This is a genomic window from Chryseobacterium sp. POE27 (genome assembly GCF_039727685.1).
Lineage (GTDB): Bacteria > Bacteroidota > Bacteroidia > Flavobacteriales > Weeksellaceae > Chryseobacterium.
This window is the reverse complement of the sequence record NZ_CP152475.1, coordinates 396,442-410,242: the sequence shown is the minus strand read 5'-3', so window position 1 is coordinate 410,242 and position 13,801 is coordinate 396,442. Positions and strand designations below refer to the sequence as shown.

Annotated in this window: 10 protein-coding genes; 1 reads left to right on the top strand and 9 read right to left on the bottom strand. The window is 36.4% G+C overall.

Annotated elements, in window-relative coordinates; genetic code table 11:
* Positions 1-118: 118 nt before the first annotated feature.
* Positions 119-1,351 (top strand): YaiO family outer membrane beta-barrel protein, encoded by a 1,233-nt coding sequence (locus AAHI02_RS01800; protein WP_346985179.1) that lies wholly within the window; start codon positions 119-121, stop codon positions 1,349-1,351.
* A 4-nt stretch (positions 1,352-1,355) separates the two neighbouring features.
* On the opposite strand, the gene AAHI02_RS01795 is transcribed toward AAHI02_RS01800, so the two are convergent.
* The 9 genes from AAHI02_RS01795 to AAHI02_RS01755 form a co-directional block, all read right to left on the bottom strand.
* A complete protein-coding gene (locus tag AAHI02_RS01795) occupies positions 1,356-4,787 on the bottom strand; it encodes a sulfatase-like hydrolase/transferase (protein WP_346985178.1) in 3,432 nt (1,143 codons plus the stop codon).
* Positions 4,781-5,158: a HEAT repeat domain-containing protein gene (locus AAHI02_RS01790; RefSeq protein WP_346985177.1), complete on the bottom strand. Its 378-nt coding sequence runs from the start codon at positions 5,156-5,158 to the stop codon at positions 4,781-4,783. Before AAHI02_RS01790 ends, AAHI02_RS01795 begins: the two co-directional genes overlap by 7 nt.
* A complete protein-coding gene (locus AAHI02_RS01785) occupies positions 5,139-5,852 on the bottom strand; it encodes a hypothetical protein (RefSeq protein ID WP_346985176.1) in 714 nt (237 codons plus the stop codon). The genes AAHI02_RS01790 and AAHI02_RS01785 overlap by 20 nt, the downstream gene beginning before the upstream one ends.
* Positions 5,853-5,858: 6 nt before the next feature.
* Complete coding sequence (locus AAHI02_RS01780) at positions 5,859-6,215, bottom strand: response regulator (RefSeq protein ID WP_346985175.1); 357 nt, start codon at positions 6,213-6,215, stop codon at positions 5,859-5,861.
* Between the two features lie 13 nt (positions 6,216-6,228).
* Positions 6,229-9,552: a response regulator gene (locus AAHI02_RS01775; RefSeq protein WP_346985174.1), complete on the bottom strand. Its 3,324-nt coding sequence runs from the start codon at positions 9,550-9,552 to the stop codon at positions 6,229-6,231.
* Positions 9,455-10,138: a GAF domain-containing protein gene (locus AAHI02_RS01770; RefSeq protein WP_346985173.1), complete on the bottom strand. Its 684-nt coding sequence runs from the start codon at positions 10,136-10,138 to the stop codon at positions 9,455-9,457. The genes AAHI02_RS01775 and AAHI02_RS01770 overlap by 98 nt, the downstream gene beginning before the upstream one ends.
* Before the next feature lie 339 nt (positions 10,139-10,477).
* Positions 10,478-12,055 (bottom strand): Na+/H+ antiporter, encoded by a 1,578-nt coding sequence (locus tag AAHI02_RS01765; protein WP_346985172.1) that lies wholly within the window; start codon positions 12,053-12,055, stop codon positions 10,478-10,480.
* Between the two features lie 138 nt (positions 12,056-12,193).
* Positions 12,194-12,475, bottom strand: coding sequence for a hypothetical protein (locus AAHI02_RS01760; RefSeq protein WP_346985171.1), 282 nt, complete (start codon positions 12,473-12,475; stop codon positions 12,194-12,196).
* A 63-nt stretch (positions 12,476-12,538) separates the two neighbouring features.
* The gene (locus tag AAHI02_RS01755; protein ID WP_346985170.1) at positions 12,539-13,792 is read right to left on the bottom strand and encodes a S41 family peptidase; all 1,254 of its coding nucleotides are present in this window, start codon (positions 13,790-13,792) and stop codon (positions 12,539-12,541) included.
* Positions 13,793-13,801: the final 9 nt, after the last annotated feature.

Genomic DNA, 13,801 nt, shown 5'->3' with positions numbered 1-13,801 from the left:
ATATTAAGCTATAAAAATAGAGATAATAATAAATCTATATTTCCATCAATTTTTAATTTTTTAATATAAAAGTTCAATATATTTGTTGATAAGATTTCAACATAGCTATTCATTTTAGATGAGAAAACATTTTGAATTTTTATTGTTATTATTACTTCCTTTTCAGGCTTACAGCCAGCAGAAACTTTCTGCTGACGAATTATTTGCGAATGCCAGAACCGAAGCATTTGAGAAAAAGGATTATCCAAAATCGATATCACTTGCCAAACAGGCACTGGAAATAGCGCCCAACTATACTGATATTTCAGTTTTTCTCGGCAGGCTATACACCTGGAATAAAGACCCTGATTCTGCAAGAACTGTTTTTGAGCAGCTTGATAAAAAAAATGTACAGGATGAAGATTATTTCATCGCGTACGCATCTCTGGAATATTGGAATGATAACAATACTAAAGCTATAGAAATCATTGACAAAGGTCTTTCATATCATTCTCAGTCCGAATCGCTTTGGCTATTGAAGGCGAAAAGCTATAATTCTGCGAAGGATTACACAGCTGCAAAGAATGCTATTGAAAATGTGCTGAAGATTAATCCAAAAAATACTGAAGCTAATAGTCTTGCCGTACGAATCAATGACCTTGCTTCTAAAAATGCAGTAAGCATTACCTATAATTATTCTCACTTTGATAAGCAATTTGCCAATGATTGGCACATTGTGAGCGTTGGTTACAAAAGGGTGACACCAATTGGTTCAATCATTCTGCGGGCCAACTATGCCAATAAATTTGCAGAAAATGGCGCTCAGTTTGAACTGGAGGCTTATCCAAGATTATCTGATATGTTCTACCTTTATGTAGGAGGTGCCTATTCTAAAGATGTAGGGATTTTCCCAAAATACAGAACAGGTGTTTCACTGAATGCAAATCTCCCAAAAAGCTTTGAGGCAGAGATCGGTTACAGACAACTCTACTTTAGCAGCAATATCTGGATGTACACAGCCTCTGTGGGGAAATATTATAAAAATTTCTGGTTTAATATTAGAACTTATCTTACACCTGATAATCAGAATATTTCACATTCATACACAGGTACTGTACGTTATTATACCAAAAGCGGCCAGGATTATTTTGCGTTTCAGATTGGGACCGGAATCAGTCCGGAAGAATCTATCAACAACCTGCTTCAAAATGATGTCTATAAACTTAAAACATTCAAAATCGGAGGTGAATATAATTTCTCTATAGACAGAAACTTATTTTCAGTGGGAACAATGTACTACAACCAGGAATATCAACCTCACACCAAAGGAAACCAGATTGATGTAACGGTCGGTTACACCAGAAAATTCTAAAACATTACTTTCCTTTCCTCATAAAATTGGTAAAGACAGAATCCGGAATCAGCTTTTTGCTCTGATAAAATTTTGAATTCATCCTTTTAAAACGGTTGAAACGCCCTTCTATTTTTTTATAAATCTGAGGATTGTCAAGTGCATCCTCTTCAGAATTGTTGAGAATAAAGAGATTAGAATCGTGCAGGTAATATTTTTCTGAAACGAAGTCCGTAAGCAATGTTTTACTCTGCATGATCGGAATATCACCTTTTCTGATTTCTGAATCCGGAGAAAAGCCTCTTCCCACCCAAGCCACTGTGGAAGGTGTACGCAGGTTATAATTCTTTTTGTAATAGGCTAAGAGAGAAGGCGCAATATCAAAATGACTTACAATTTTCTGGAATCGTTTTGCCTGTTTCAGCATCGGTGAATATATCATCATCGGAACGTGGAACCGGTCTATCTTCGACTCTAGTAGAATCTCCGGCATACTGTGATCACCTGTGATGAAGAAAATAGTTTTCGCAAAATCTCCTCTTTTGCTGTAGCTATTAAAGAACTGCTTCAGTGCATCATCAGCATTAAGAACTGAAACCAACTGATCTTTATATTGTCTGCTCCATTTTTTTTGCTCTGATGTCAAGAGGTTTGAATTAATTCTTTCATTATATAATTTTTCATAATAACTACTGTTGTTTATTGCAAAAGGATTGTGAGTAGAAAGGGTAAGGATCATATTGAAATAAGGCTTAGAATCTACCTTTTGTACATCCAATACTTTTTTGAAAACAGCCTGGTCTTCAAAACCCCAGCTTTGGTTGCCGTTTTTAGCCGGAAGTTTTCGGTACGTTTTATTATAAGCTTTCAGATCAATAATATTATTGACTTTGCTATATTCCAAATATTCCCTGTACCTGTCAAATGAAAGATTACCACCATAATAAAATCCGGTTTCAAAACCATTGGCTCCGAGAATGTTGAAGAGATTAAAATGATCGGGCGTGTCTTCAATTTCTAAAAATCCGTTTTTCCCAAAAGGCAAAGAACCTGTAAGCGATGGCAATGCACCAAAAGTACGACCTGCAGAACTCAAACCGTTTTCCCAATATAGGCTTTTCTGGGAAAGAGAATCCAGAAAAGGCGTAAAATTACCGATATAGCCTTTCGGCGAAGAATAGGCATGTCCGAAACCTTCCATCACAACAAACACGAGGTTAGGAACTTCTTCGGAATGATTAAAATATTGACCAAGAAAATCCTGCGTATCTTCTTTTCTCCAAAATGGAAAAGCTTCATTCAGAATGTTTTTTTCATAGCTGATATTTTCTTTTTCGCTGAAAAGTTCATTAATCTCAGGATGTTCGCTTATAAAATTTTCTTCATTGGCCTTAAAGAAATAAGCCCATTTGCTTTTAGCTGCATTCTGATTAAATTCATTGGCACTGCTCAATTCTTCAGAGTGTAAACTATTTGTCGGGACAAAGAATGCTACCAATCCCAAAACGAAAATCGATAATGAAGGATAAACCGATTTTAGACGGAATCTGCTTGCTAACCACAACGGAATGAAAGAAGCCGCCAATAAAATCCCTAATAATGCATAGTTTTTAAAATTAAGCATTCCGCTGGCTTCAAGAATCTGTTTGATTTCTTCTTTACTGTAATAAATAAGGTCTGATCCCAGCAGATTTCCTGTCTCGGAAAAATATAGAAACAGAATATATTGCAGCACAACGACTAGTCCACAGGCAGCAATAGCCAATTTCTTCGCCCAATTTTCTTTAACAAAATTTATCAGCAGATAGATGATTCCGAATCCGAAAATCAATTCCAACAAAAATAGGAGATTATCTATGAAAAGAGCTCCGATAACTGCCGATGTATCAACTCCTTTAAAATTGTAATGATACCACAGCCACTCTGTTACAAGGCCAAGCAGAAACAGAACAGTGAATGTAAGCGCAATTGTACCCCACTGTTTAAGACCGAATTTCAGAATTGTAAAAATCCTTTTTCCTAATGGAAGATTCTGCGTATTCTGATTAAATCCCTGTCTCGTCATTTCTCCCCAGCCATGTGATTTTTTGAAATAATCCACGAAGCCATTCACTCCTGCACGAACGGTAATCGGATGGAAATAAAACGGTTCTGAAAACGCAGTTCCTATCAGCGCAAAGAAATCTTTTCTCTTACTGTAAACCTGATAACTAAGCATATCGACAAGTATTCCATAAACAGAGTATAGAAATCCCAACGAAAGAACAAGCGCGAAAAGAACAAAGAAAAAAGGCCAGCTGATAAGCCCTAAAAGAAGAAAAATGATAAAAACAAAATATCCTGAAAACTCTACCAATGGGCCTAAAAATTCGAAAAAAAACCAATATGGCAGGCTAATCATACCCAATTTCTTATACTTCGGGTTGAACATCATTTTACGGTGCTTCCACAAAGTTTCTATAGTGCCGCGCATCCAGCGGTTTCTCTGTTTTTTGAGGATATCTTTCGTTTCGGGAACTTCTGTCCAGCAAAGCGGATCCGGAATGGTCAGAACTTCATAAGGTTCGTTCCGTTCTTCCATGTATTTCCTCATCCGTACTACCAGCTCCATGTCCTCACCTACAGTTTTTCTGTCATATCCCCCACATTCCAAAACAATTTTCCGGTCAAAAACGCCGAAGGCACCTGAAATAAGAATTAATCCGGATGCTCTTGACCACGCCATTCTTCCTAGTACAAATGCTCTTATATATTCCAACGCCTGCGTTCTTCCTAACAATGTTTTCGGCATATTGACGCTGACAACTTTTCCGTCTTCAATCACACAATTATTAGCAAGACGGATAACACCTCCGCAGGCAATAATCTTTTTATCAGTCTCCTCAAGAAATGGTTTTGCCAGCTTAAGAATCGCATCCTGTTCCAGAATACAATCCACATCTATACAGACCAGATATTGCCCTGAAGAAACATTGATCCCGACATTGAGAGCATCGGCCTTTCCACCATTTTCCTTATCAACAACAAGCAGTTTATTGAAAGCAAGATTCTTACTCTTATAAATGCCCCTGATTTTGTTAGTCTCAATCTTACCCTGCACAAAATAAGACACACATTCCAGGTCATAAGCTTCTATAAGCTTTTGCATAGAATCATCCTTACTGCCGTCATTGATGATGATGATCTCAAGATTATGATAATAAAGCGACAGAAGCGACCTTACATTTTCCACGATGGTCATTCCTTCGTTATATGCAGGCGCGAGAACACTGAAAACGGGCGCATTGGGATTAGAAGCAATAATGCTGTAATCCGTAAAAACATTTTCTTTTTTATAACGAAGAACGGCTCCGAAAGCATAAATGCCTACCCAACCATAAATAATAACGATGGCTGTCCCATATAAAATATATAGCCAGATGACAACTTCATATACTATGTGTGAAAACTCTAACATACTTTTTCCTGTAAAGCGTATTTTACAATTTGAATCAGCTCTTCGGACGAATCTTCGCGATGGGCAAGCTCTGATAAATAATCCTGATGTCCGAGCTTATAGAGCGCCTGTGCCGCATTAACTTTAATCCCTGGTGATAACTCATTTTTCAGTTCATCTTTAAGCAAATCTGTACAACATTGATCTTTAGAGATCTGTATAACACGAAGAATCTCTAGCTTCACCTCCTCCGGCTGCTCATCATATATCTCGCTGAGATAAGCGACCGTTTCAGGGTTTTCTAATGACATCAGTACCTTAATGACTTCAATTCTGACCTTAACAGAATCTCTGTTAAGCAATTCTATGGTTTTAGAATAAAGGGTCAGCATCTGAAACTTTTTTTATCAGTTTAAGTACGAAAATCACTACAGAATCATTGGTGCTTTCCAACCATTTCCCAATGGTGGCTTCGGAATTTTCAGGTATTGATGATATGGAAAGGAGCAACCTCAGCTGCTGCCATTCCGAAATTTTTGAACTGAGTTTTTCCAGAAAATGTAAGCCTTCAAAACCTTTGAATCTTACCATTGCATATTGTGCTTCCTGATATACCTGAACGGAAGGATGTAATAAAAATGTAGTGATCTTTGGCACAGCACCCTCTACGTCCATCACCGTCAGCTCCGTAATGCCTCTTACGATGAGATGTGGTTTTTTCTGATTAAGTTTTTTAAGCGCTTCTTTCTGAAGGTTATAATCATTGAATAAACTTTTTATTTTATCCTTGGCACCTCCTGAAAACTTTTTTTCGGAATCCACCAGTTTCTGGAGAAATAAATTTCTGAATGACGCATTTTGGCTGAGAATCTTGAACTGGTCATCATCATCTATCGACCCTTCTTCCCAATACACAATCACTTCAGAAATCTTTCTATTGATAATATCAGACCACTTGATTATGCGGAGAGATTGCTTATATTCTAGAAAGTTGTAGATCAGGACAGCGATAATCAATGCCATCACCAATGACAGCATTATCACAAATACAATGAAAAGAAAATGTACCGATGAAATTATTAGCATTAAATTTTATTTAGGTATAAATCTTTTGATTCTCAGCATGAGTTCATTAGGACTAAACGGTTTTACAATAAAATCGGAAGCTCCCAAATCAAAAGCATTGAGAACCACCTCTTCCTGTCCCATACTGGAAAGCATAATCACGGGGGTCTGCTTCCCCATAGACTGCAATTCGGAGAGTATCTCTATCCCGGAAGCAAAAGGCATCATAATATCGGTAATGGCGACATCAACATCTTTTTCCTTCAGGGTATCGATGGCCTCTCTTCCGTTTCTGGTCAGGATTACCTCGTGTCCTTCTTTTATTAATTTATGTTCGATTGTTTTGAGAATCAGCTCATCATCTTCTGCAACCAAAATCAGCATACTTATGTAAATTTTATTTTATTAAACTTTTAATTATTTCTAATCCTATTCTTATTTCTTCACTTATCTCTTTGTAAAGCGATGCAAAATCCATGCTCTTACTCAATTTTATTTCCCATTCCCGAGCATATTCCGATAGTCTGAAAAGTCCTGCTGTTCCTGCCGTCCCTTTCAGCTTATGAAGGATTATCTCCATATCTGATACATTTTTAGCATCTTCCGCAGTTTTAATATCTTTCATTGCCTGATCCAACTGCTGAACAACGAGATTCAGAAACAAATTTCGAAATTCTGCATCATCGCCTATTTGTCCGTTGAGCATAGGCATGTCAATATGTTTATCCGGAGTATTTGAATCGTTACTATCATTAGGGTTATCAATAACAGGAAAATATTTTTTCAACATTGTTTCCAGATCATTTTGTCTTAAAGGTTTTGGGAGAAAATCATTCATACCGCTTTCCAGACATTTTTCTTTTTCACCCAGTACATTTCCGGCCGTAACACCTATAATCGGCACAGTTTCGTATCCCGGCAAAAGCCGAATTTGTTTCGTAGCTTCTATGCCGTCCATCACCGGCATCTGCACATCCATCAGGATTATAGAAAATTGCTTTTTCCTGCATTCCTCTAAAGCTTCAAGTCCGTTCACCACCTCTGTAAGATCGGAATGAGGCGAGATTGCTTTCATCATCCTGTTGTTCAGAACCATATTAACCGGATTATCATCAACCAGCAATACATCCATTTCCTGAAAAACAGATACATGGTCTTTCTCTGTATCTTTTACAACAACAGGTTCTTCTTTAAAACTATTCTTCTCCACACGTCTGAGCGTTTTGTACAGCTCTTCAGACTTAATGGGTTTCATCAGGAAGTAAGAATTATCTTCTTTTCGGAAGGAATTGATGACATCGTGTTCTTCGGAAGAAGTATGGAGAATGATCAGAGGCAAAACCTCGTTGCGTTGGCTAAACAGCTCTTTAATTTTATCAATAGTCTCCAGACCGGATATAATCGGCATATGATAATCCATCAGTATCACATCAAAACGTTCACCTTTCAATAGCATTTGCAATGCTTCCATACCATTAGCAGCAAGCACAGATTCCACATTTTTATAATCAAGCATATGTTTCAGGATGATTCTGTTTGCTTCGTTATCATCCACAATCAGGACACGTTTAATCGAAATAAATTCATTTTCATCTTTTATTTCGGACGTTTCGTACGGAATCTCTATATCAAAGAAAAATACTGACCCTTTTTCCGGGGCGCTAATTAAGGAAAGATTACTTCCCATATACCCCAAAATATTATTTGATATGGTAAGCCCAAGACCCGTTCCACCATATCGTTTACTGATTGAACTGTTTTCCTGTGTAAAGGCATTAAAAATGTACTTTTGTTTATCCGGCGGGATTCCTATTCCCGTATCTCTTACTGAAAAACGTAATTTAATATTCTGATTGTTAATATTCAACTTTTCAACCTTAAGTTCTATTTCACCTTCTTTTGTGAATTTAACGGCATTGCCGAGAAGATTAATCAGAATCTGCTTCAGCCTTGCTCCGTCTACCAATAAAGTTTTCGGAAGCCCCGGCTCGATATTAAGGAGCAGCTCAATATTCTTTTTCTGCGACTGGTAAAGAATCACATTGATAACCTGGCTTACCATATCGTAAACATCGTAAGGTTCTATCAAGAGTTCCAGCTTGCCGGATTCTATCTTAGAAAAATCAAGAATATCATTGATGATGTTCAGCAGATTCTCACCGGATTCATTGATATAATTAAGATATTGTGTCTGAATCTCATTAAGAGGTGTTCTCAGAAGAAGGTCGGAAAATCCTATGACGCCATTCAGCGGCGTACGAATCTCGTGACTCATATTGGCAAGAAATTCTGATTTGGTTTTGCTTGCAATATCTGCCATTCTTTTGGCTTCTTTCAATTCTTTATTGATGATGGCTGCGTTTGTGATATTCTGAATAGAAACAATCACACCTCCTATTTCATCATCAGAAACGTACCAGGGTCCCACCTTCAGATTATAGTGCTGTGTTTCTTTCTTACCTTCTATGTTTAGAATAAAATCTTCATTGACGTAAATTTCACCCTTCAGCGCAGCCTGGTAGATTTCCTTTCTTTCTCCCGGTACATTGGGTGAAACAGTGAACAAATTCTGTCCGATAAGATCCGGATGATTCATATTAAACTCATCCCTCCAGCTGCTACTGACTGCAAGATAGTTAAGCTCCTTATCAAACATCGCTATGGCATCGGGAGCATACGTTGCAAAAGACTGCATCATTGCTTCTTTTTTTGTCACCTCTAGCAACATATTCTTGAACTTATTGATATCTTGGATAATACCAAAGACTCTTACACACTCACCGTTTTCGAATTCCGGTATCGCTTTCACCCTTACCCAAATTGTAACACCATCATTCCGGACCAGCTGAAACTCTTCATCATAAGGGATACCTTCCGTAACCGCTCTGTTGAATAAAAATTTAACCCTATCCTGGTTATCTTCTTTATAAAAACCAATTGCATTTTCGAGATCCGGCTGATAACCACTTTCTATTTTATGAATTTCCTTAGTACTTTGTGACCAAAATATAGTATTGGTTTTCAGGTTCACTTCCCAGCCGCCCACCTGAGCCACAGAGTTCGTCTGCTCCAGCATTTTTTTTGTATGAAGCAGGTCTTTTTCCAGACTCATTCTCTCTGTTATATTGAGCGCTGTACTTACAACATAAGGTCTGCCATCCTGATCCATCTCCACGAGATTATGATACATCCATATCAATTCAGCACCTTCCTTAGTTTTGAGAATCATTGTTCCAAAATCCTCTTTATTTTTGTTAATGCGCTCTAGATATTTCATCAGTAAAGGATGGTTATTTTCAGGAACCAAATCCTTGAGATTAAGCATTGCTACTTCCCCGGCAGAATATTGCAGGGTTTCACGGCCTTTTTCATTAACAGCAATGATATTCCCCTCCATATCGTGCATACTCATCAATCCTATTGCATTCTCGAAAAAACTCCTGAAGCGCCTTTCGGAACTTTCCAGCTGACGCTTTTCTTCCGATTGCGATGTAATATTGATACCGAAACAGAATACTTCAGAAAATTTTTCGTTTTGCTTCAGAGACCACTCAACAATTGTAGAAGTATCATTGCGGTTTCTTGTGGATGTTGTAAATGATACTTCTTTTCCATTTTCAAAATCATTTAGGACTGACGAGAACTGGCCGTCTTGATCTAAAACATCTGGAAAATACTGTCCGACAGCATCTTCTCGTTTGATAGAATATATTTTTTTCAAATGCAGGATTAACGTCCTTAAATCTCAGTTTCTCATCAAGAACGCAGATTATATTATTTGATATATCAAAAGTTTGCTGGAAATATTCGGCATTGACGGTTTTTCTTTTGGATGTCAAAATTTTTGCAATAACATCCGAAAGTTTTTTAAGGGCATCAATCTGATTTTCAGAAATTGTTTTAGGAACATAATCAATTACGCAGATCGTACCCAAAGCAAAGCCGTCCTCGTCTCTAATTGGAACTCCGACGTAAAATTTTATCCCTCCTTCAAGAATTATAGGATTATCAGAAGAGCGGTCATCTAAAAGTGTATTATTGATTACAACGACTTCACCGGAAGCTATGGAATACTGGCAAAGCGTATTTTTTCTGTCCACAGAATCTATCGAAAGTCCAACACAACTTTGCATCGTTTGCTCATCACTTCGCATAATGGCAATCAATGATGAAGGACAATGCGAAATCAGACATGCCGTTTCTGCAAACACATCAAACTGTGGATCTTTGCCCAGATTCAACAAATTGAGAAAGTCTAATTTCTTCAATCGTTCTGCTTCATTCTCGGGAAGTGGGTATTTATTCATCGTGCAAACTAAGTTATCTAAAAAAATTAAATATTTTTACAAATTAGACAAAAATAATTGTTTATAACTTTTGAATATTACAATATTTAAGAAATAGCAAAAAAAATTATCATCGTAATATCTTTATGATTAAAAAATAATTTAATCACTTATGGAAAGTACATTACCGTTTGCAGAATATTTTAAGTAATATTTATTGAAGATGAAAAATTTTGAGTTTTTGTAAAAGTCTATTACTATTTAATTTGGCTCAAACGAACCAAATCATCTATAAAACTGTCTGAAGAAAATCCCGTATTGGTAATTGATGCTGCCTTAAATTTATTAGTTAACCACGTCTTAGCCTTTCATATTCAATCTTTCTTCCTGAAGATCAAGTAATCGAAGATGTTTTCTAATTATTTCTTCATCTAACAAAAGTTCTTCGCGGTTTTTATTGATGAGCCAGTTTCTTTGAGTGTCGAGAATGTCTAGATAAATATTTTTATATTGCTTATAATTAAGAATAATTTCAGAACTGTTTAATTGGTTTTCATATTTCTGCAATTGATCTTTCAGTGCAGGGAAACTTTCTATCCTGTGGGCATAATCGCTTCGAATTTTATCAATCGCTACTTTTGCCAAACTATTCTGAATTTCGTAATCTATTTCTTTTTCGCTTTTTATAAAGTCGCGGTCTACCGGTGGAAATTTTTTAAGTAAAAAAGGAAGCGTAAGCCCCTGTAGCAGCAGTGTTGACAAAATAACAATAAATGTGATGAAGAGAATCATATTTCTTTGCGGAAAAGGAGTTCCATCATCCAGAGTCAAGGGAATGGAAAGTGCTGCTGCCAAAGAAACTACGCCTCTCATTCCTGTCCAGCCAATAATTAAAGGCGTTTGCCAGCCGGGATGCTGTGCATCTGCAACGTTGATAAAATTTCTCATAATCAAGGTTGTAACTACCGCTGCATAACCTGCCAAAATTCTTACAATAATTAGTACAGCGGTAACTGCAATTCCATAACCCATTGCTGTGTAAATATCTGTTTCCCCTAAACCTGAAACAATTTCCGGCAAATCTAAACCGATAAGCATGAAAACAATTCCATTTAACAAAAAACATAAACTTTCCCAAACTGTTACCGTACGTATTCTTGATGCACTGCTTAAAAAATCATGACTCCGGTAAGAAAGAAACAATCCGCCGGTGACTACCGCCAAAACTCCGGACGCATGAAGCTGTTCTGCCGCCAGGTACATTGAAAACGGTGCAATAAAAGTCAATAGAATATCTATATTTGAGTCGGTAGGTAAAATTTTGTGCATTTTCATAAAGATGTACGCAATAACAAGTCCGATTCCCAACCCACCAAAGCACATCCATACAAAACTCCCGGCTGCTTCATGCCATACAAATTGTCCGGTTGCAGCAGCAATCATTGCAAATCTGAAAATGATGAGAGAAGAAGCATCATTCAGCAAACTTTCACCTTCAAGAATTGAAGCTAGTCTTTTCGGCACTTTTACAAATTTCAGAATTGCTCCGGCACTAACTGCATCTGGTGGAGAAACGATTCCACCCAATAAAAAACCGAGGGCCAGAGAAAATCCCGGAATAAAATAATTCGCAAAAACAGCAACTGATAACGCGGTAAAAAAAACGACTACAAAAGCAAAACTGAAAATGATCCTGCGCCATCGCCAAAGTTCTTTCCAAGAGGTCGACCATGCAGCTTCATATAGTAAAGGAGGTAAAAAAATGATAAATAATAATTCGGGTTCTATTTTAATTGGTGGCACGCCAGGTATAAAACTTATAAAAAGCCCGGCTAATACCAATAAAACCGGATATGCAACCTGAATTTTCTTGGCCAGCATGATGAGCATTGTAATTAAAAGAACCAAAAAAAGATAAAATTCAAAGTTTTTGAGCATATAAAAATTTTAGATATTTAAATATATCAAATTTTTAAAAATATTTAAATGTTAACTAAAGATTTAAAATGATGTAATAAAAAAAGAAAGCTAACTGCTGTCAACTTCCTATAAAATTAAAAAAAAGAATGAAAAGAGCTATTTTTTGTTTTTAATAATACTATTCATTTTTCGGGTTTGATTATTTAACTTTACCTTTATGAAGTCTTTGGTAGTCCGATAGTTCTGAATACAAGCTTTAAGTTCTGATAGAAGCAGTTCATATTGAGCATAAGAACCTTTCAATTTCAAAATGTTATGGCGCAAGATTTTATCTTCTTGCTCAGTTGTTGTAAAATTTCCGTATTTCTGATGGAATAGCTTATACCGTTCAAATAGATCTACCAAATCCTGATATTCTTTAGTATCAATTTTTTTCAATATTTCTAATTCTTTAATTGAAAATTATATGTAAAATATATTTTTCAAAATATTAATCTGGGTTTAATTAATTTCCTGTAAAGCTTTTTTAAGTAAGGTTTCGTTAGGATCACCTAAGTCTAAGATTGGCAATGTTTCAAATTCGTTCTTTATAATGGTTGGTGATAATCCACTACTGTAATTTCCCACGTTGCCAGCGTTAAATAATTTGTAAATCATCGGATGAATCTGCCAAGAAATTTTCGGTGGTTTTCGTTGGTCAGTAATATCCCAGCCCGACATATCTTTTCCCATTGTTTTTTCACCGATCTGTACTACCTGAATGTAAGGTTTGAGATTATTAATCACCGTTTCGGAAGCGGATGCTGTACTTGCTGTTGTCAAAACATAGACTTTATTAAGTCCTAAGTTTTGATTTAATAAAGTATTAAAACTTGGAGCAGAGTTGTCATAGGCTATTTGTTGGGCAAAAGTTAAAGTTACTTCACCGCCGTTTTTGTTTCCTTTATAAATAATAAATGGAGAGCTAGCCGATATTCCTGATGGAATCATTGCACAAAGAGCGGTAGAAGATGCAAGTATTCCACCGTAGTTGTAGCGAAGATCCAAAATTAAGTCTGAAATTCCTGCAGATTTAAACTCTGTAAATTTACTAACCAAAGATTGTGCAAGTCCATTTTGAAAATTGTAAATATATAAGTAGCCGACTTTTTTTCCGTTATGCTCAAAAATCCTGGAAACTAAAGGTTGATCAAATGTAAAACTTTGATATATTGTAATTTCATTTTCGTTGACGATATTGCCATTATCCCAAACACCAACCGTTAATTTTATCGGTGAAGCAGAATCGATAATCAACGATTCAACCTGATTTTTATTTCCAGAAGTAATTGCAGTTCCATTTATTTTCGTAATAATTCTTCCACGTTGCAAACCGGCATTTTGGGCCGGAGAATTTTTCATTACTAATTTAACAATGGCAAATGTTTTCCCATTCTGCTGTAAAACAGAGTAATCAAAACCATATAAACTTCTCGTAGTTTTGGAATATGTCGAGGCATCATTCTTATTTAAAATATTGGAAAATTTATCTTCCGGAGAAAGGAGACTTTTAAAAAATTCCTGTGTTGGAAGACTGTAATTCGGTTTTAGAGGCATGGTTGCGGCCCAATAATAGTAACGTTTCATTGAATCCTGAACCCAAAGATTCACGGATTCAGTTGTTCCCTCGGCAAAATCGGGCCTGAAGTCTTCATCATCAATCCTGTTACAGGAAAATAGCGTGAAAACAAACAGTAATAAGAACCAAATTTTCATTAATTTTTA

Bases quoted from the DNA above. Each gene is read 5' to 3' on its own strand.
- AAHI02_RS01790 (WP_346985177.1), bottom strand. From the start codon at position 5,158: ATGCTGACCCTTTATTCTAAAACCATAGAATTGCTTAACAGAGATTCT.
- AAHI02_RS01770 (WP_346985173.1), bottom strand. From the start codon at position 10,138: ATGAATAAATACCCACTTCCCGAGAATGAAGCAGAACGATTGAAGAAA.
- AAHI02_RS01765 (WP_346985172.1), bottom strand. From the start codon at position 12,055: ATGCTCAAAAACTTTGAATTTTATCTTTTTTTGGTTCTTTTAATTACA.
- AAHI02_RS01755 (WP_346985170.1), bottom strand. From the start codon at position 13,792: ATGAAAATTTGGTTCTTATTACTGTTTGTTTTCACGCTATTTTCCTGT.
- AAHI02_RS01800 (WP_346985179.1), top strand. From the start codon at position 119: ATGAGAAAACATTTTGAATTTTTATTGTTATTATTACTTCCTTTTCAG.
- AAHI02_RS01785 (WP_346985176.1), bottom strand. From the start codon at position 5,852: ATGCTAATAATTTCATCGGTACATTTTCTTTTCATTGTATTTGTGATA.
- AAHI02_RS01780 (WP_346985175.1), bottom strand. From the start codon at position 6,215: ATGCTGATTTTGGTTGCAGAAGATGATGAGCTGATTCTCAAAACAATC.
- AAHI02_RS01795 (WP_346985178.1), bottom strand. From the start codon at position 4,787: ATGTTAGAGTTTTCACACATAGTATATGAAGTTGTCATCTGGCTATAT.